This window comes from Modestobacter sp. Leaf380 (genome assembly GCF_001424485.1).
Lineage (GTDB): Bacteria > Actinomycetota > Actinomycetes > Mycobacteriales > Geodermatophilaceae > Klenkia.
The window spans coordinates 524,771-542,675 of sequence record NZ_LMQC01000012.1; the positions used below are offsets into that span (position 1 = coordinate 524,771).

Genomic DNA, 17,905 nt, shown 5'->3' on the forward strand with positions numbered 1-17,905 from the left:
CGTCGCGGGCGGGTGCCGGCAGATCTGTGGACGACCCGGAAGGGTGTGGACGACGGCGAGCCCCCCGCCGCGGGGGCCTGCTACGCCTAGCCTCGTGCCTCGTGACCCGCTCAGCGGCGTTCTTCGACCTGGACAAGACGGTCATCGCCAAGTCCAGCACCCTGGCCTTCGGCCGCCCGTTCTTCCAGGGTGGGCTGATCAACCGGCGTGCGGTGCTCAAGGGCGCCTACGCGCAGTTCGTGTTCTCCCTCGCCGGCGCCGACGAGGTGCAGATGGAGCGGATGCGCGCCCAGATCACCGCGATGTGCACCGGCTGGGACGTCGAGGTCGTGCACGACATCGTCCGGGAGACGCTGCACACGATCGTCGACCCGCTGGTCTACGCCGAGGCCGCGGACCTGATCGAGGAGCACCGGGCCGCCGGCCGGGAGATCGTGATCGTCTCCAGCAGCGGCGCCGAGATGGTCGAGCCGATCGGGGAGATGCTGGGGGTCGACCGCGTCGTGGCCACCCGGATGGTGGTGGCCGAGGGCCGCTACACCGGGGAGATCGAGTACTACGCCTACGGGGAGAACAAGGCCGCCTCGATGCGGGCGGTGGCCGCGGAGATGGGCTACGACCTGGCCGACTGCTGGGCCTACTCCGACTCGGTCACCGACCTGCCGATGCTCACCGCGGTCGGCCACCCCACCGCGGTGAACCCCGACCGCGGCCTGCGCCGGGCCGCCGCGGAGCGGGGCTGGCCGGTGCTGACGTTCGACCGCCCGGTCGCCCTCAGCGCCCGCGCGTACTCCCCGCGGACGCCGATCGTCACCGGTGCCGCGGTCGGCGTCGGGGCCGCCGTCGCGGGGCTGGCCTGGTACGCCCGCCGGCGGGCGCTGCGCCTGCTCGCAGCCGCCCCGGCACCGGCCCCGCCCGCCCTGCGTCGCCGGCGCCGCGGCGCCTGACCGGGGACACGGCGACGAGCAGTCCCGCCGGCCCCCGCAGCCGCGACCTGCTCGCGCCGCTGTGGCGGGCGGTCGTGGTCTTCCGGCTGCTGGCCCTGGTGGTGGCCGTCGTCGGGTTCTGGCGCAACGCCGACCGGTTCCCCTCGATGACCGCGCCCGTGCTGGTGCTGGTCGCGATGACCGCGTGGACCGCCGTCGTCAGCGTGCTCTACGCACGGCCCGAGGGACGTCGCACCCGCACCGCCCTGGCCGACCTCGTCGTCACCGTGGCGGTGGTCGGCGGGGTCACCACGACCCAGACGGCCACGGCCTTCTCCGCCGGTGCCCCGATCCTGACCTCGCTGTGGGTGGCCGGGCCCGCCTACGCCCTCGCCGTCGCCCGCGGCCGGGACGGCGGGCTGCTCGGCGGCCTGGTCGTGTGGGGTGCGGTCACCGCACTGCGCCAGCGGGTCGGGGACCAGGAGCTGTTCAACCTGGTGCTCTTCGGCCTGTCCGCGGTGCTGCTGGGCTACGCCGCCACCACCACCCGGGCCGCCACGCTCGCCGTCCAGCAGGCCGCGGCCACCGCAGCGGCCGCCGCGGAGCGCGAACGGCTGGGCCGGGCCGTGCACGACGGGGTGCTGCAGGTGCTGGCCGCCGTCCGCCGCCGGGGCGAGGCCCTGGGCGAGGACGCCGCGGACCTGGCCCGGCTGGCCGCCGAGCAGGAGGTCGCACTGCGCGGGCTGCTGTCGGCCGGCCCACCCGTGGACGACGGCGGCCACGGCGGCGACGCCGACCTGGGCTCGACGCTCCGGCTGCTGGCCACCCCCGACGTGCAGGTCTCCTCCCCCGCCGACCCGGTGCTGCTGCCCGGCCGCGTCGCCACCGAGCTCGCCGCCGCCGTCCGGGAGGCGCTGGCCAACACCGCCGAGCACGCCGGCCCGGCGGCCCGGGCCTGGGTCAGCCTGGAGCCCGGTGACGACGAGGTCGTCGTGGTGGTCCGCGACGAGGGCCCCGGCATCCCCGCCGGGCGCCTGGCCGAGGCCGGCGCGGCGGGCCACCGCGGGGTCAGCTCGTCGATCTGCGGCAGGCTGACCGACCTGGGCGGCACCGCCGTCCTGCACACCGGCCCGGGACAGGGCACCGAGTGGGAACTGACCGTGCCACGGGAGAGGGACCGACGATGACGACGGTGATGGTGGTCGACGACCACCCGATGTGGCGCGAGGCGGTCGAGCGGGACCTGGTCGCGCGGGGGTTCACGGTCTCGGCCACCGCCGGGGACGCCGGGGCCGCGGTCCGCCGGGCCCTCGCCGTCCGGCCCGACGTGGTGGTGATGGACCTGCAGCTGGGCGCGGACTCCGGGGTCGACGCCACCCGGGACGTCGTCGCCACCCTCCCGGGGACCCGGGTGCTGGTGCTGTCGGCCAGCGCGGAGCAGACCGACGTCCTGGAGGCGGTGAAGGCCGGCGCCTCGGGCTACCTGGTGAAGTCCGCCTCGGCCGACGAGCTGGCCGAGGCCGTCGCGCGCACCGCCGCCGGTGACGCGGTGTTCTCCGCGGGGCTGGCCGGCCTGCTGCTGGGTGAGTACCGGCGGCTCGGGTCGGGCCCCGACCCCGGCGCACCGGAGCTGACCGACCGGGAGACCGAGGTGCTCAAGCTGGTCAGCCGGGGGCTGTCGGCCAAGCAGATCGCCGACCGGCTGGCCATCTCGCACCGCACCGTGGAGAACCACGTGCAGAACACCCTGCGCAAGCTCCAGCTGCACAACCGGGTCGAGCTGACCCGCTACGCGATCGAGCACGGCCTCACCGACGACTGAACCCCGCGTGTGCATGGTCATGCAGCGCCGTGCATAATCTTCGACGTGTCCAAGGTCCTCACGTCCCTGCCCGTCGGCGAGCGCGTCGGCATCGCCTTCTCCGGGGGTCTCGACACCTCCGTGGCGGTCGCGTGGATGCGCGAGAAGGGCGCGGTGCCCTGCACCTACACCGCCGACATCGGCCAGGCCGACGAGCCGGACATCGACTCGGTGCCCGGCCGCGCCACCGCCTACGGCGCCGAGGTCGCCCGGCTGGTCGACTGCCGCGCCGCGCTGGTCGAGGAGGGCCTCGCCGCCCTGACCTGCGGCGCCTTCCACATCCGCTCCGGCGGACGCAGCTACTTCAACACCACGCCGCTGGGCCGCGCCGTCACCGGCACGCTGCTGGTCCGCGCCATGCTCGAGGACGACGTCCAGATCTGGGGCGACGGCTCGACCTTCAAGGGCAACGACATCGAGCGGTTCTACCGCTACGGCCTGCTCGCCAACCCGGCGCTGCGCATCTACAAGCCCTGGCTGGACGCCGACTTCGTCACCGAGCTCGGTGGGCGCAAGGAGATGAGCGAGTGGCTCGTCGCCCACGACCTGCCCTACCGGGACAGCACGGAGAAGGCGTACTCCACCGACGCCAACATCTGGGGCGCCACCCACGAGGCCAAGTCCCTCGAGCACCTCGACGTCAGCATCGAGACCGTCGACCCGATCATGGGCGTCCGGTTCTGGGACCCCGCCGTCGAGATCGCCACCGAGGACGTGACGGTCGGCTTCGAGCAGGGTCGCCCGGTCACCATCAACGGCGCCCGCTTCGACACCCCGGTCGACCTGGTCCTGGAGGCCAACGCGATCGGCGGCCGGCACGGGCTGGGCATGAGCGACCAGATCGAGAACCGGATCATCGAGGCCAAGAGCCGCGGGATCTACGAGGCGCCGGGCATGGCCCTGCTGCACGTGGCCTACGAGCGGCTGGTCAACGCCGTCCACAACGAGGACACCGTCGCGACGTACCACGCCGAGGGCCGCCGACTGGGCCGGCTGATGTACGAGGGCCGCTGGCTGGACCCGCAGGCGCTGATGATCCGGGAGTCCCTGCAGCGCTGGGTCGGCAACGCCGTCACCGGCCAGGTCACCCTGCGGCTGCGCCGCGGCGAGGACCTCTCGATCCTGGACACCTCCGGCCCGGCGTTCAGCTACCACCCGGACAAGCTGTCCATGGAGCGCACCCAGGACTCCGCGTTCGGCCCGGTCGACCGGATCGGCCAGCTGACCATGCGGAACCTGGACATCGCCGACTCCCGGGCCAAGCTCGAGCAGTACGCCGGCCTGGGCATGATGGGCGGCACCCACGCCGCGCTCATCGGGCCGATGGAGATCGGCGGAGCCGAGACCATCGCCTCCCGCGGCGAGGTCTCCGCCGACGAGGAGATGCTGGACCGGGCCGCCATGGAGTCCGGCGCCGACTGAGGGAAGCCCCCTCGCAGGCCCGGGGCGGGACCTGCGAGGGGGCCGGGCGTCCTCGGACTAGACGCCCAGGCGCTCCCGCACCCGCTCGACCAGCGTGGGCAGCGCACCGACCGCGGTGAAGGCCCGGGCGGCGGCGGTGAGGGCGGCCAGCTCGTCGGCGGCGAGGTCCAGGTCGGCGGCGGCCACGTTGAACTCCAGCTGCTCGACGCTGGAGGCGCCCGGGATGGCGACGACGCGGGGCAGCGCGAGCAGCCACGCCAGCGCGACCTGCGCCGGCTCCACGTCGTGGGCGTCGGCGACCTCGCGCAGGGTGGCCAGCAGCGGCTCGACGCGCCGCAGGTTCTCCGTGCCGAAGAGCGGGTTCATCGCCCGCACCCCGCCGGGCCGGTGGTCCACGGTGTACTTCCCGCCCAGCAGCCCCTGGGCCAGCGGGCTGTAGGCCATCACCATCCGGTCCTCGCGCTCGGCGAAGGGGACGAGGTCCTCCAGCGGGCCGGCGGTGGCCAGGGAGAACTGCACCTGGTTGCTGACGACGGGACGCCCCAGCGCCAGGTCGGCCTGCCGCCACCGCTGCAGCGAGTAGTTGGACACCCCGGCCGCGCCGATCTTCCCGGCGTCCAGCAGCTCGCCCATGCCGCGCATCGTCACCGAGTCCGGCACGACCGGGTTGGCCTGGTGCACCTGGTACAGCGGGATCGTGTCCAGCTGCAGCCGCCCGGCCGACCCCTCGAAGCTGCGCCTGACCAACGGCGGGAACGGCGCGATCGGGAACACCTTGCTGGCCACGACGACCTCGCCCCGCCGCTCGCCCAGCGCCTCGGTGAGGATCCGCTCGCTCTTCCCGAAGCCGTAGACCTCGGCGGTGTCGAAGAGCGTCACGCCCAGCTCCAGCGCCCGCCGGACGATCGCACCCGCTCCCCCACCGGCGTAGTCCGAGCCGTAGCCCCACTCGCGGGACCCGAACTGCCAGGTCCCCAACCCGATCCTGCTGACCTGCCCCAACCCGTCGACCTCGAGAAAACGCATGCCCCCAGCGTCCCCCAGCGCCGCGCACCCCGCCGAGTGCGGAGCCTGACCGGTCATCCGAGCGTGGTGACCGGCCTGGCTCCGCACTCGACGGGAGCACAGTCGGGGGTGTGGACAAGATCATCGCGAGGGCCGTCGGTGGGGCAGGGTCTGGGCCGTGTCGCGGCCGCCTCGTCCTGTCCCCGGACTCGGATCCAGGCCGTTCCGGGGGTCGACCACGGTGGCGCAGGGGCTCCTGACCCGGCACCAGCTGGCACACCCGCGGTGGGTGCGGGTCTTCCCCGACGTGTACGTGTCCGCCGACGTGCCGCTCACCCACGAGGTCCGGGTGCGGGCTGCCCGCGTCCTGCTCCCCGGCGCCGTCGCCTGCGGTCTGAGCCGCCAGGCTCTGGGGCATCGACGTCGACGGACCCGACGTGGACCGCGACGCCACGGTCGTGGAGGTGGTGGTGCCCCGCCCGGTCGGTCCCGACGGGACCCGGTCGGCCGCGGGTCAGCAGCGGGTGTCCGGCCTCCGGGTGCGGCGCCGTGCGCTCTTCGCCGCCGAGCTGGGCCGGGTCGGGGACCTCCGGGTCACGTCGCCGGCGGTGACGGCGCTGGAGCTGGCGTGCCGCCTCGACCACGACGAGGCCGTCGTCGTCCTGGACCAGTTCTGCGCACGGAACGCATCGGGACGACGGCTCACCTCGGTCGACGTCCTGACCGCGCTGGCCGCCGAACGCACCGGTCGGGGCTGTCGCCGGGGTCGCAGCGCCGTGGAGGGGGCCGACGGCCTGGCCGAGTCACCGCAGGAGACCCGGCTGCGCCTGTTGCTGCACCGGCCGCCCCTCCCGCGCCCGTTCGCCCAGCACCGGGTGCGGGACGCGACCGGCCGGGAGTGCGCCCGCGTCGACTTCGGGTGGCCGGAGCACCGGCTGGCCGTCGAGTACGACGGCCAGGTCCACCTGACCCGCCTGGGCCCCGACCGCCATCGGATGAACCGGCTCGCGGCAGCCGGCTGGCGGGTCCTCTTCGTGACCGCTGCAGACCTGGCCGACCCGCCCCGCCTGCTCCGCGCCGTCGCGGCAGCCCTCGCCGACTGCGTCTCGGCGGCATCGAGTGCGGAGTGAGACCGGTGTCCTGCCCTGGATGACCGGCCTGGCTCCGCACTCGGCGGGGAGGCGGCGGGGAGGGGCGGAGGGGTCAGCCGCGGAGGAGGGACTCGCAGATGGCCAGGCCCTCGGCCGCGCCGAGCTCCGTCGCGCGAGCGCAGTGCACCAGCCAGCCGGCGACGCCGTCGGCGGTGCCGCTGCGGTAGCCGGCCAGGGCGTCGGCGTACGCCTGCGCGCCGAGCTCGGCGAAGCCGACCTCGGGCACCGAGACGGCCTTGGGGTCCAGGCCGCGGGCGATGCCGGTGAGCCGGCCGGCGGCGCGGGCCACCACGCCGTTGCCGACGGCGAAGGGCTCGACGGCGGCCAGCTCGCCGTGCACGACCGCGGCGATGAGCACCGCGGGCGCCGTCGTCGCCCCGGTGACCAGGCCGAAGACGCCGCCGAGGCGGCCGCCGGAGGACGGGGCGGGCCGGCCCAGTTCGGCAGCCGGGACCAGGTCGGCGGCGGCGAGCACGTGCATCCGGGCGAGCACCTGGCCCGGGGCCCGGTCCCAGGTGTCGACCATCGAGCCCAACCCGACCGACACCCGCAGGGCGCCCTGCAGGGTGGGCTCGCTGACGTCGCCGGTGCGCACCTGGGCCAACGGGACGTCGACACCCTCCAGCGCGGCGGAGGCGCGGGCGCCGCGCAACGCGGACTCCGAGCTCACCCCGGCCGACTCCCGGCGCAGCACCTTGTGCCCGAGCAGCCGGTCGATGGCCGTCCGGGAGGCATCGGAGGCAGCGCGCACGCCGGGGAGCTCCAGCAGCGGGGCCAGCGGGTCCGGGCCGGTCGGCCGGGTGGGGCGCGGCGCGGCGCGGCGGGCGCCCAGACCGGCGGCGCCGGGACCGTCCGTCGGGGGCCGCATCGGGATCGTCACGACGACGACGGTAGCCGCGCCCGGCAGCCACCTAGGCTCGGCCTCGATGACCACGCTCCTGCTCGTCCGGCACGGACAGAGCACCTGGAACGCCGCCGGCCTGATGCAGGGCCAGACGGCGCACGTCCCGTTGACCGAGCTGGGGCACACCCAGGCCCGCAGTGCCGCCGCGGAGCTCGCCACGCTGCGCCCGGGCGCGATGGTCTCCAGCGACCTGACCCGCGCGGTGCAGACCGCCGAGCACTGCATGCAGGCCACCGGACGTCGGTTCACCACCACACCCGCGCTGCGCGAGCAGGGCTACGGCGTGCTGGAGGGCCGGCCCTCGCGGGAGCTGTGGGACCTCGTGGACTGGACCGACGTGCACTGGTCGGCCGAGGGCGGGGAGTCCCTGGCCCAGCTGCACGCCCGGGTGGCGGCCTACCTGGAGACGCTGCGGGCCGGGCCGCCGGCCGACGTCGTCGCGCTGGTCACCCACGGGGACACCATCCGGGCCGCGCAGGCGGTGCTGGCCGGCGACGGGCCCGAGGCCATGCCGCACGTGACCCCGCACAACGGCACCGTCACCCGGCTCGAGCTGTGAGCCGCACCCTGGTCCTGGGCGGTTCCCGGTCCGGGAAGTCCGCGCACGCCGAGGCACTGCTCGAGGGCCGGGACGACGTCACCTACCTGGCGACGTCGGACCCCCGCCCGGACGACGCCGAGTGGGCCGAGCGGATCGCCGCGCACCGGGCCCGCCGGCCGGCGACGTGGACGACGAAGGAGACCACCAACCCCGGTGAGCTGGTGCTCCCGGGCACGTACCTGGTCGACTCGGTCACCACCTGGGTCACCGCGATGATGGACGCCAGCGGGGTGTGGGAGGGCGGTCAGCGCGCCGCCGACCGGCTGTCCCGCCGGGTCGACGAGCTGCTGGAGGCCTGGGTGATGACCCCGGCGCACGTGGTCGCGGTCAGCGACGAGGTGGGGCTGGGCGTGGTCCCGGAGACCCGCTCGGGACGGCTGTTCCGGGACACCCTGGGCACGGTGAACCAGCGGCTGGCGGCGACCGCCGACGAGGTGTGGTTCGTCGTCGCGGGGCTGCCCCAGCGCCTGCGATGAGGGCGGCGTTCGCCTGGCTGACCATCGCCCGGGTGGGTGGTGACGCCTCCCCACGGGGCGTGCTGCCGTGGGCGCCGCTGGTCGGGCTGGTGCTCGGCGACCTGGCTGCGCTGACCGCCTGGCTGGGCGCCCGGTACGCCGCACCGCTGGTCGGGGCGGTGCTCGGTGTGGCGTTGCTGGCCTGGCTGACCCGCGGCCTGCACCTGGACGGGCTGGCCGACACCGCCGACGGCCTGGGTCCCTTGCGCGGGCGGGAGCGGGCGCTGGAGGTCATGCGCGCCGGGGACGTCGGGCCGTTCGGCGTGGCCACGCTGGTGCTGACCCTGCTGCTGCAGGTGGCCTGTCTGGCCGCGCTGCTGACCGTGGACGGCGGCTGGCTGGCGTTGTGGACGGCGGTCGTGGCGGCCCGGCTGGCGATGGCCCGCTGCGGCCTGCCCGGGGTGCCGACGGCGGCCGGCTCGTCGCTGGGCGCAGCCGTCGCCGGGACGGTCTCCCGGGTCTGGTTCGCCGGCGCCGCGCTGGTCGCGGCCGGCTGCGTGGTCGCCACGGCGGCCTGGTTGGGCGACCTCCCGCTGGCCGCGCGGCTGGTCGGGGCCGCGGTGCTGGGGCTGGCCGCCGGGGAGCTGCTGCACCGGCGCGCCCGCGGACGCCTGGGCGGGGTGAACGGCGACGTCATGGGCGCCGCCGGGGAGGTCACCACGGCCGCGACCCTGCTGGCCGCCCTGGTGCTCGTGGGCCTGTGAGCGCCCGGTTCGACGACCTCGTCGCGGGCACCGCGTGGGTGTTCCCGGAACCGGACCGGGTCGTCGTCGCCCGCCGGGCAGAGGACGTCGTGCCGGCCCTGCGGGAGGTCGCGGCGGCGGTGGCCGGTGGCGCGTGGGCGGCCGGGTTCCTGTCCTACGAGGCGGCCCCGGGCCTGGACCCCGCCCTCCCGGTCCGCGCCCCGGATCCCGGTGACCCGCCGCTGGTCTGGTTCGGGGTCGGCGGACCGCCGCGGGAGGTCGCACCGCTGACCGCGTCGGGGCACCTGCCGACCACGTGGACGCCGGACCGCACCGACGCCGAGCACGCGGCCGCGGTGCAGGCCGTCCGGGAGTTGATCGCGGCCGGGGAGACCTACCAGGTCAACCTCACCGACCGGCTGCGGGCGACCGGCGTGGACGGCGCCGCGCTGTACGCCGACCTGGTGCTGGCCCAGCGCTCCGCCCACGGCGCGCTGCTGGAGACCGGCTCGCACACGATCGCCGGAGCCAGCCCGGAGCTGTTCTTCGAGTGGTCGGGCCGGACGGTGCGGACCCGGCCGATGAAGGGCACCGCCCGCCGCGGCCGGACGACGGCCGAGGACCGCGACGTGGTGGCGGCGCTGCGGGCCAGCCCCAAGGAGCGGGCCGAGAACCTGATGATCGTGGACCTGCTGCGCAACGACCTGGGCCGGGTCGCGGCCACCGGCAGCGTGCGGGTCACCGAGCTGTTCACCGCCGAGCGGTACCCGACGGTGTGGCAGCTGGTCTCCGAGGTGGCCGCCGACCTGCGCGCAGACGTCGACCTGGTCGACGTGCTGCGCGCGCTGTTCCCCTGCGGCTCGGTGACCGGCGCGCCCAAGACGGCCTCGATGCGGGCGATCGCAGACCTGGAGGCCTCCCCGCGCGGGGTGTACTGCGGCGCGGTCGGCTGGCTGGCCCCGCCCGGGGAGCCGGTGCACGCCCGGTTCTCCGTCGCGATCCGGACGGCGGTGGTGGCCGCGGACGGCTCGGCCGTCTACGGCTCGGGCGGCGGCATCACCTGGGACTCCGACCCGGCCGCCGAGCGCCGCGAGCTGGTGGCCAAGGCCGCCGTCCTCACCGCACCGGCCGGGGACCACCGGCTGCTGGAGACCCTGGGCCACTCCCCCGGCGGCGGGTTCACCCACCTGCCCGAGCACCTGGCCCGGCTCGCCGACTCCGCCGCCTGGTCCGGCTTCGCCTGCGACCCGGCGGCCGTGCACGCGGCGCTGGCGGAGGCCGTCGCCGGCCGGACCACGCCGAGCCGGGTGCGGCTGCTGCTGGACCGGGCCGGCGCCGTCGAGGTCACCGTCACCGACCCACCACCGGCGCCGACCGGCCCGGTCCGGCTCGCCCTGGACGACCACCCGGTGGACCCGGCCGACCCGTGGCTGCAGCACAAGACCACCCGCCGCGACGTCTACACCGACGCGGCCGCCCGGCACCCGGATGCCGCCGACGTGGTGCTGGTCAACACCCGCGGCGAGGTCACCGAGACCACGACCAGCACGCTGTGCGTCCGCATCGACGGCACCTGGTGGACCCCGCCGACCGACTCGGGCTGCCTGCCCGGCACCGCCCGCACCCGGCTGCTCGCCCGGGGCGAGCTGCGCGAGCGGGTGCTGACGCCGGCCGACCTGCGCGCGGCCGACGACGTCGCCGTCGTCAACTCCCTGCGCGGCTGGCGCCGAGCAGCACTGGCCTGACCCGCCGAACCGTCAGCCGGCCCCGCCGAGCCGTCAGCCGGCCCCGCCGAGCCGTCAGCTGACGGAGACCAGGTCCACCACGAAGACCAGGGTCGCCCCGCCCGGGATCGGGCCCTGCCCGGCGTCGCCGTAGCCCAGGTCGCTGGGGATCGTGATGTAGCGACGGCCGCCCTCGGCCATGCCCACGACCCCGGTGCCGAAGCCCTCGATGACGCCCGGGGCGCCGGCGGTGAAGGGCAGCGTCTCGTCGGCTCCGCGGCTCCACGAGGAGTCGAAGGACTCCCCGGTGTCGTAGAACGCGCCCCAGTACCTCACCTCGACGTCGGAGCCCTCCTCGGCCACCGCGCCGTCGCCCTCGACCACGTCGGCGACGACGAGCCCGCACGGCGGCAGCGCGTCCGACGCCGGCACGGTCGGTGCCTCGGAGAGGTCGGTGGACACCGAGGACGGCGCCTCGACCGTCGCCGGCAGGCTCTCGCAGGTCGCCGTGGGCTCGGCGGTGGCGTCGCCGTCGTCGGACCCGCAGGCGCCGAGCACCAGGGCGACGGGCAGGGCGAGGGAGAGCAGGGCGGTGCGGCGGTTCACGGGGTCCTCTCGGCGGGGGTGCGGGGGCCGTTCTCCAGGTCGCCCTCGGTGTCGAGGTAGGCCTGCTTGAGCTGGGCCAGCAGCTCGGGGTCCGGCTCGGCCCACAGCTGGCGGTCGGCGGCCTCGAGCAGCCGCTCGGCGATGCCGTGCAACGCCCAGGGGTTGGACTCCTCCATGAACGCCCGGTTCTCCGGGTCGAGCACGTAGGTCTGGGTCAGCTTCTCGTACATCCAGTCCGCGACGACGCCGGTGGTCGCGTCGTAGCCGAAGAGGTAGTCCACCGTCGCGGCCATCTCGAAGGCGCCCTTGTAGCCGTGCCGGCGCATCGCGGCCAGCCACTTGGGGTTGACCACCCGGGCGCGGAACACCCGGGAGGTCTCCTCGACCAGCGAGCGGGTGCGCACGTGCTCGGGCCGGGTGGAGTCCCCGACGTAGGCCTTGGGCGAGCTGCCGGTCAGCGCGCGGACCGTGGCGACCATCCCGCCGTGGTACTGGAAGTAGTCGTCGGAGTCGGCGATGTCGTGCTCGCGGGTGTCGATGTTCTTCGCCGCGACCGCGATCCGCCGGTAGGAGGTCTCCATGTCCGGTCGGGCCGCGACACCGTCGAGGTCCCGGCCGTAGGCGTAGCCGCCCCACACCGCGTAGACCTCGGCCAGGTCGGCGTCGGTGCGCCAGTCCCGGCTGTCGATCAGCGACAGCAGGCCCGCGCCGTACGCGCCGGGCTTGGACCCGAAGACCCGGGTGGTGGCCCGGCGGCGGTCCCCGTGCTCGGCGACGTCGGCGTCCACGTGGGCCTTGACGAAGTTCTGCTCCGGCGTCTCCTCCAGCCCCGCGGCGAGGGTGACGGCGTCGTCCATCATCGTCACCACGTGCGGGAAGGCGTCCCGGAAGAACCCGGAGATGCGCACCGTGACGTCGATCCGCGGCCGGCCCAGCTCGGGCAGCGGGATCGGCTCCAGCTTCGTGACCCGGCGGGACGCCTCGTCCCACACCGGCCGGACGCCGAGCAGCGCGAGCACCTGGGCGACGTCGTCCCCGGAGGTGCGCATGGCCGAGGTGCCCCACACCGAGAGCCCGACCGAGCGCGGGTGCTCGCCGGTCTCGGTGACGTAGCGGTCCACCAGGGACTCTGCCAGGCCCTGCCCGGTCTCCCAGGCCAGCCGGGACGGGACGGCGCGCGGGTCCACGGAGTAGAAGTTCCGGCCGGTCGGCAGCACGTTGACCAGCCCGCGCAACGGGGAGCCCGAGGGCCCGGCCGGCACGTAGCCGCCGTCCAGGGCGTGCAGGGCCATGTCGATCTCGTCGGTGGTCCTGGCCAGCCGCGGCACGACCTCCTCGACGGCGAAGCGCAGCACCCGCTCGACGTCGGCGTGCGGCTCGCCCAGCACGCCCTCGATCACGGTGGGGACGGCGTCGGCGGTCCAGCCGGCCTCCTCCATCCCGGTGACCAGGGCCAGCGCGCGGGCCTCGACGTCGTCGGTCTCGTGCAGGCCGGCGGAACCGTCCTCGACCAGGCCGAGCGCCTCGCGCAGACCCGGCATGGCGACCGAGCCGCCCCAGATCTGCCGGGCCCGCAGGATCGCCAGCACCAGCCCGACCCGGGCGTCGCCCTCGGGCGGGGAGCCGAACACGTGCAGCCCGTCGCGGATCTGGCTGTCCTTGATGGCGCACAGCCAGCCGTCGACGTTGAGGATCATCTCGTCGAACTCGGCGTCGTGCGGCCGGTCGTCCAGGCCCAGGTCGTGGTCGAGCTTGGCGGCCTGGATCAGCGTCCAGATCTGCTGCCGGACGGCGGGCAGCTTCGGCGGGTCCATCGCGGCGATGTTGGCGTGCTCGTCGAGCAGCTGCTCCAGCCGGGCGATGTCGCCGTAGGTGTCCGCGCGGGCCATCGGCGGCACCATGTGGTCGACCAGCACCGCGTGCGCCCGGCGCTTGGCCTGACTGCCCTCGCCGGGGTCGTTGACCAGGAACGGGTAGACCATCGGCAGGTCGCCCAGGGCCGCGTCGGGCGCGCAGGCCGCCGACAGGCCCACGGTCTTGCCGGGCATCCACTCCAGGTTGCCGTGCTTGCCCACGTGCACGACCGCGTGCGCGCCGAAAGACGACCGCAGCCAGTGGTAGGCAGCCAGGTAGTGGTGGGAGGGCGGCAGGTCCGGGTCGTGGTAGATCGCGATCGGGTTCTCCCCGAACCCGCGCGGGGGCTGGACCATGACCACGACGTTCCCGGCGCGCAGCGCGGCGAAGACGATGCAGTCGTCGGTCGGGTCCACGAAGAGCTCGCCGGGCGGCGGGCCCCAGTGCTCGACCATCCGGTCGGTCAGCTCGGCGGGCAGCGAGTCGAAGAAGGTGCGGTAGGCGGCGGCCGGGATGCGCACCGGGTTGCCGCTCAGCTGCTCCTGGGTGAGCCAGTCCGGGTCCTGGCCGCCGGCCTCGATGAGGGCGTGCACCAGCCGGTCGCCGTCCAGCTCGGCGACGCCGGGCAGCGAGCCCTCGCCGTCGAAGGGGCCGATGTCGTAGCCCTGCCCGGCCATCGCGGCCAGCAGCCGGACCACCGACGCCGGGGTGTCCAGGCCGACCGCGTTGCCGATCCGGGAGTGCTTGGTCGGGTAGGCCGACAGCATCACCACGATCTTGCGGTCGGCCGGGGCGGTGTGCCGCAGCCGGGCGTGCGCCACGGCGATGCCCGCGACCCGGGCCGAGCGCTCCAGGTCGGGCACGTAGGAGGTCAGGCCCTCGTCGTCGACCTCCTTGAAGGAGAACGGCACGGTGATGATCCGGCCGTCGAACTCCGGGATGGCGACCTGGTTGCCGACGTCCAGCGGGGACAGCCCGTCGTCGTTGGCCGCCCACGTCTCCCGGGGGGTGCCCAGCACCAGGCCCTGGATGACCGGGATGTCCAGGCGGGCGAGCTCGCCGACGTCCCAGGCGCCGTCGTCCCCACCGGCCTGGGCCGTGGCCGGGCGGGAGCCGCCGGCCGCGAGCACCGTGACGACCATGGCGTCGACGGTGCGCAGCACGTCGAGCATCTCCGGGGCCACCGAGCGCAGCGAGGCGCAGTAGACCGGCACCGGCACGCCGCCGGCGGTCTCGACGGCCTCGCACAGCGTGTGCACGAAGGCGGTGTTCCCGGCCAGGTGGTGCGCCCGGTAGTAGAGGACGGCGATCCGCGGGCCGGTGGCCGTGGACTCCCGGCCCAGCAGGCCCCAGTCCGGGGCGACCGACGGGCGCTCGAAGCCCTCGCCGTCCAGCAGCACGGTGTCGGCCAGGAAGCGGTGCAGCTCGACGATGTTGTCCGGCCCGCCCTGCGCCAGGTAGGCGTGCGCGTCGGTGGCCACGCCCATCGGGACGGTGGACAGCGCCATCAGCTCGGCGTCGGGCAGCTGCTCCCCGCCCAGGACGACGACCGGCAGGCCGCTGTCCAGCAGTGGCCGCAGCATGTCCTCGTACTTGCGGGCCGCCCCCAGGATCCGGACCACGACCAGGTCGGTGCCGGCGGCGAACCCGGCGAGGTCGCCGGTGCCGACCCGGTAGGGGTTGCCCAGCTTCCAGTCCGAGTCGCTGGCCCGGGCCGACAGCAGGTCGGTGTCGGAGGTGGACAGCAGCGTGAAGGTGCGCTGGGTGCTCTGCGCGTTCTGGGTGCTCTGGGTGCTCATGGGGTGAGGCCTTCCCTCGGGATCCGCGCCCCGGTCGTCGGGCACGGCAGCCGGAGTGTCTGGCTCACCCCGAGGGGCTCACAGTGGCGGGACCGCGCCGGCGTCGCACCGGACTTCCTCGCTGCACTGCCGTGATCGGGCCCGACGCTACCGGGCCGCACCGGCGGACCCCCTCCACCGCCTGCCCGGCACGGTGGAGGGGGTCGACTTCAGTTCCGGGCGCGCAGCTCCCGGCGCAGGATCTTGCCGGTGGTGGTCTTGGGCAGCTCGTCCACGACCTCCACGTACCGGGGGTACTTGTAGGCCGCCATCCGCTCCCTGGACCAGGCGATGACCTCCTCGGGGTCGATCGTGGCGCCGGGCTTGGGCGAGACGTAGGCCTTCACCGTCTCCCCCCGCACCTCGTCGGGGATGCCGACGACCGCGACCTCACGCACCGCGGGGTGGCCGTAGAGCACGTCCTCCACCTCGCGGGGCCAGACCTTGTAGCCGGCCGCGTTGATCATGTCCTTCTTGCGGTCGACCAGGAAGAACCAGCCCTGGGCGTCCATGAAGCCGACGTCGCCGGTCCGCAGCTCCCCGCCGGGGATCTGCTCCGCGGTGGCGTCGGGCCGCTCCCAGTACCCGGGCACGACCTGCGGCCCGGACGTGGCGAACTCCCCGACCTCGCCGACCGGCAGCTCCTCGCCGTCCTCACCGAGGACCCGGACGACGGTGTCGTAGACCGGCACCCCGACGCTCAGCGCGCCGGAGTTCTCGTCGACCGGTGCCCGCACGCCCATCGGCACCCCGTGCGACGGGCTGTTGGTCTCGGTCAGCCCGTAGATGTTGTGCACGTAGACGCCGAGCTCCTCCTCCAGCCGGTCGGTGACCGCCGGGGCGATCGGGGCGCCACCGGAGTAGACCGCCCGCAGGGAGGTGAAGTCCTCCCGGGAGGCCCCGGTGGCGTTGCCCAGCGCGATGAAGACCGCGATCGCCCCGACGGTGAACGTCGGCCGGTGCTCCCGGATCGCCTCCAGCACCACGTCGGGCTGGAAGCGGTGGGCCAGCACCAGCGGGCAGCCGACCAGCATCGCGATCGCGACGTGGCCGATCAGCCCGGTGATGTGGAACAGCGGCGCGACTCCCAGGACGGAGTCCTCGGGGCCCAGCCGCATCCACTCGCGGTAGGTGTAGGCGTTGAACGTCATCGAGGAGTGGGTGTTCATGGCGCCCTTGGGGCGCCCCGTCGTCCCCGAGGTGTAGGTCAGCACGCCGATGTCGTCCCCGGACAGCGAGACCGGCGGCGGCTGCTGCCCGGCGTGGGTCTCCAGCAGGTCACCCAGGTCCAGGGTGCCCTCGGGCCGGCTCTTGACCGTGCCCTCGAACAGCCGCGGGTCGGCTCGGGTCTGGTGGTCCAGCCCCGAGCAGGTGACGACGGTCTGCACCCGGGTCTCCCCGGCGGCGATGACGTCGCGCGCCACCGTCTCGTACAGCTCGTCCAGGCACAGCAGCGCGGTCGCCCCGGAGTCGGCGAGCAGGTAGGTCAGCTCACCGGCCTTGTTCATGGGGTTGATCGCGACCGCCGCACCGCCGGCCTTCCACGCGCCGAGCAGCCCGATGACGAACGCCGGGTCGTTCTGCACGTAGAGGCCCATCCGGTCACCGGCGGCGAACCCGGCGTCCAGCAGCCCCACGGCCAGGGCGTCGGAGGCCGCGTCCAGGTCGCGGTAGGTGAGCGTGCCGTCGAAGTAGCGGATCGCCACCGCGTCCGGGGTGCCCGCCACGGTCGCCTGGAAGACCGCGAGCAGGGTGTCGTGCTCCGGGGTGATCGAGGCCGGCTGGCCCTCGCCGTAGAGGGCCAGCCACGGCTTGTCGGTGTAGACGCTCATGCCGCGGTCAGCGGATCGCGACCGGGTTGACCGGGGCGCCGGTGCCGTTGACGACCTTGAGCGGGGCGGCCACGTAGAGGAAGGTCCAGCGGCCGTCGGCGGCGCAGGCGTCGGCCAGGTCGTCGAGCCAGGCGATCTCGGTCAGCGTCACGCCCAGGTTGCGCATCAGCGCGCAGTGCAGCGGCAGCGCGACACCGCTGACCGGGTCGTAGGTGACCTCGTTGGCGATGGTGTCGGTGACCAGGTTGGGGATCTCGTTGGACTGGAACCACTCGACGAGCTCGCGGGAGTAGGTCAGGCCGGGCTCGGCGAAGCCGTCGTAGAACTTCTCCGGGTCGTTGAGGTCGTACCAGTACTTCATCCAGCCGGTCCGGATCACCAGGATGTCGTGCGGCAGGATCTCCACGCCCTGGGCGGCCGCGGCGGCCTCGAGGTCGGTGTGGTCGAAGGTCTCGCCCTTGTCCAGCCACTCCTTGCCGCGGTGGCGGGCCATGTCGATGAGCACGCCGCGCCCGACGATGCCCTTCTCCGCGATCGGCAGCACCGAGGCCTTCTGCATCGCATCGACGGTGGAGCGGGCGTCGTAGCCGTTCCAGAGCTTGCCGTCGTACCAGACGTGGCCCAGTGCGTCGTACTGCGTGGAGCCCTGCAGGAACATCAGCGCGGTGTCGTCGGCGTAGTGCAGGCCGCCGGGGAACTGCGGGGCGGCGTCGGTGTCCCAGGTGGACTCGTCGAGCTCGTTCTTGCGCTCGATCCCGCGACGGCCGGGCCACAGCGGGTCGCCGGGGGACTCGGCGCGGCCCATCTGGATCTGCAGCGTGAAGGTCTCACCGCTCGTGATGTGCTGGGCGCCGCGCAGGACCTCGGCGGCGTCCAGGTAGTTCAGCGAGCCGAGCTCGTCGTCGGGGCCCCACTTGCCCCAGTTGGACGGGGCGTCGTCGCCCAGGACCTCGCGCATGGCAGGAACGTCGGACACAGTCGTC

Annotated in this window: 15 protein-coding genes and 1 riboswitch; of the genes, 9 read left to right on the forward strand and 6 right to left on the reverse strand. The window is 74.6% G+C overall.

Annotated features, from left to right (window positions below; genetic code table 11):
- The first annotated feature begins 101 nt into the window (after nt 1-101).
- Genes ASG41_RS10580 through argG form a run of 4 tightly spaced genes read left to right on the forward strand, consistent with a single transcriptional unit; the run spans nt 102 to nt 4,209 of the window.
- On the forward strand, nt 102-947 hold the full coding sequence (locus ASG41_RS10580) for an HAD family phosphatase (protein WP_082556774.1): 846 nt from the start codon (nt 102-104) through the stop codon (nt 945-947).
- Nucleotides 948-1,006: 59 nt separating this feature from the next.
- The gene (gene macS / locus ASG41_RS10585; protein ID WP_304438023.1) at nt 1,007-2,113 is read left to right on the forward strand and encodes a MacS family sensor histidine kinase; all 1,107 of its coding nucleotides are present in this window, start codon (nt 1,007-1,009) and stop codon (nt 2,111-2,113) included.
- Nucleotides 2,110-2,748 carry a response regulator transcription factor gene (locus tag ASG41_RS10590; RefSeq protein ID WP_056293644.1) on the forward strand — a complete coding sequence of 213 codons (639 nt, stop codon included), beginning with the start codon at nt 2,110-2,112 and terminating at the stop codon, nt 2,746-2,748. The genes macS and ASG41_RS10590 overlap by 4 nt, the downstream gene beginning before the upstream one ends.
- Before the next feature lie 45 nt (nt 2,749-2,793).
- Nucleotides 2,794-4,209: an argininosuccinate synthase gene (argG, locus tag ASG41_RS10595; RefSeq protein WP_056293646.1), complete on the forward strand. Its 1,416-nt coding sequence runs from the start codon at nt 2,794-2,796 to the stop codon at nt 4,207-4,209.
- Between the two features lie 57 nt (nt 4,210-4,266).
- Here argG and ASG41_RS10600 read toward each other — a convergent pair whose 3' ends face one another.
- Nucleotides 4,267-5,235 carry an aldo/keto reductase gene (locus ASG41_RS10600; protein WP_056293648.1) on the reverse strand — a complete coding sequence of 323 codons (969 nt, stop codon included), beginning with the start codon at nt 5,233-5,235 and terminating at the stop codon, nt 4,267-4,269.
- Between the two features lie 416 nt (nt 5,236-5,651).
- Between ASG41_RS10600 and ASG41_RS25265 the strand changes: the two genes are divergently transcribed.
- Entirely contained in the window at nt 5,652-6,344 is a 693-nt protein-coding gene (locus tag ASG41_RS25265; protein WP_056293651.1) for a DUF559 domain-containing protein, read from the forward strand.
- A gap of 73 nt (nt 6,345-6,417) precedes the next feature.
- Here the strand turns inward: ASG41_RS25265 and ASG41_RS10610 are convergent, their stop codons facing one another.
- A complete protein-coding gene (locus ASG41_RS10610) occupies nt 6,418-7,245 on the reverse strand; it encodes an oxidoreductase (RefSeq protein ID WP_235564715.1) in 828 nt (275 codons plus the stop codon).
- 46 nt (nt 7,246-7,291) lie between these two features.
- On the opposite strand from ASG41_RS10610, the gene ASG41_RS10615 reads away from it, so the two are divergent.
- From ASG41_RS10615 to pabB, 4 genes are read left to right on the forward strand one after another with little or no spacing between them, the layout of a single operon-like run.
- A complete protein-coding gene (locus tag ASG41_RS10615; RefSeq protein WP_056293666.1) occupies nt 7,292-7,828 on the forward strand; it encodes a histidine phosphatase family protein in 537 nt (178 codons plus the stop codon).
- Nucleotides 7,825-8,346 (forward strand): bifunctional adenosylcobinamide kinase/adenosylcobinamide-phosphate guanylyltransferase, encoded by a 522-nt coding sequence (cobU, locus tag ASG41_RS10620; protein ID WP_056293670.1) that lies wholly within the window; start codon nt 7,825-7,827, stop codon nt 8,344-8,346. Before ASG41_RS10615 ends, cobU begins: the two co-directional genes overlap by 4 nt.
- Nucleotides 8,343-9,089 (forward strand): adenosylcobinamide-GDP ribazoletransferase, encoded by a 747-nt coding sequence (locus ASG41_RS10625; protein WP_056293672.1) that lies wholly within the window; start codon nt 8,343-8,345, stop codon nt 9,087-9,089. The genes cobU and ASG41_RS10625 overlap by 4 nt, the downstream gene beginning before the upstream one ends.
- The gene (pabB, locus tag ASG41_RS10630) at nt 9,086-10,813 is read left to right on the forward strand and encodes an aminodeoxychorismate synthase component I (protein ID WP_056293674.1); all 1,728 of its coding nucleotides are present in this window, start codon (nt 9,086-9,088) and stop codon (nt 10,811-10,813) included. The genes ASG41_RS10625 and pabB overlap by 4 nt, the downstream gene beginning before the upstream one ends.
- A 54-nt stretch (nt 10,814-10,867) precedes the next feature.
- On the opposite strand, the gene ASG41_RS10635 is transcribed toward pabB, so the two are convergent.
- The 4 genes from ASG41_RS10635 to ASG41_RS10650 all read right to left on the reverse strand — a co-directional run bounded on the left by ASG41_RS10635 (nt 10,868) and on the right by ASG41_RS10650 (nt 17,898).
- Entirely contained in the window at nt 10,868-11,398 is a 531-nt protein-coding gene (locus ASG41_RS10635) for an FKBP-type peptidyl-prolyl cis-trans isomerase (RefSeq protein WP_056293678.1), read from the reverse strand.
- Nucleotides 11,395-15,051 carry a cobaltochelatase subunit CobN gene (gene cobN / locus ASG41_RS10640; RefSeq protein WP_056293680.1) on the reverse strand — a complete coding sequence of 1,219 codons (3,657 nt, stop codon included), beginning with the start codon at nt 15,049-15,051 and terminating at the stop codon, nt 11,395-11,397. The genes ASG41_RS10635 and cobN overlap by 4 nt, the downstream gene beginning before the upstream one ends.
- 53 nt (nt 15,052-15,104) lie before the next feature.
- Nucleotides 15,105-15,171: riboswitch (cobalamin riboswitch) on the reverse strand.
- Between the two features lie 89 nt (nt 15,172-15,260).
- Nucleotides 15,261-16,922, reverse strand: coding sequence for a class I adenylate-forming enzyme family protein (locus tag ASG41_RS10645; protein ID WP_056293683.1), 1,662 nt, complete (start codon nt 16,920-16,922; stop codon nt 15,261-15,263).
- Between the two features lie 7 nt (nt 16,923-16,929).
- Complete coding sequence (locus tag ASG41_RS10650; RefSeq protein WP_200938824.1) at nt 16,930-17,898, reverse strand: cyclase family protein; 969 nt, start codon at nt 17,896-17,898, stop codon at nt 16,930-16,932.
- Nucleotides 17,899-17,905 lie beyond the last annotated feature (7 nt).

Excerpts from the sequence above, each read along its gene's own strand:
- ASG41_RS10600 (WP_056293648.1), bottom strand. The coding sequence starts at position 5,235 with ATGCGTTTTCTCGAGGTCGACGGGTTGGGGCAGGTCAGCAGGATCGGG.
- ASG41_RS10625 (WP_056293672.1), top strand. The coding sequence starts at position 8,343 with ATGAGGGCGGCGTTCGCCTGGCTGACCATCGCCCGGGTGGGTGGTGAC.
- ASG41_RS10590 (WP_056293644.1), top strand. The coding sequence starts at position 2,110 with ATGACGACGGTGATGGTGGTCGACGACCACCCGATGTGGCGCGAGGCG.
- ASG41_RS10615 (WP_056293666.1), top strand. The coding sequence starts at position 7,292 with ATGACCACGCTCCTGCTCGTCCGGCACGGACAGAGCACCTGGAACGCC.
- ASG41_RS10645 (WP_056293683.1), bottom strand. The coding sequence starts at position 16,922 with ATGAGCGTCTACACCGACAAGCCGTGGCTGGCCCTCTACGGCGAGGGC.
- cobN (WP_056293680.1), bottom strand. The coding sequence starts at position 15,051 with ATGAGCACCCAGAGCACCCAGAACGCGCAGAGCACCCAGCGCACCTTC.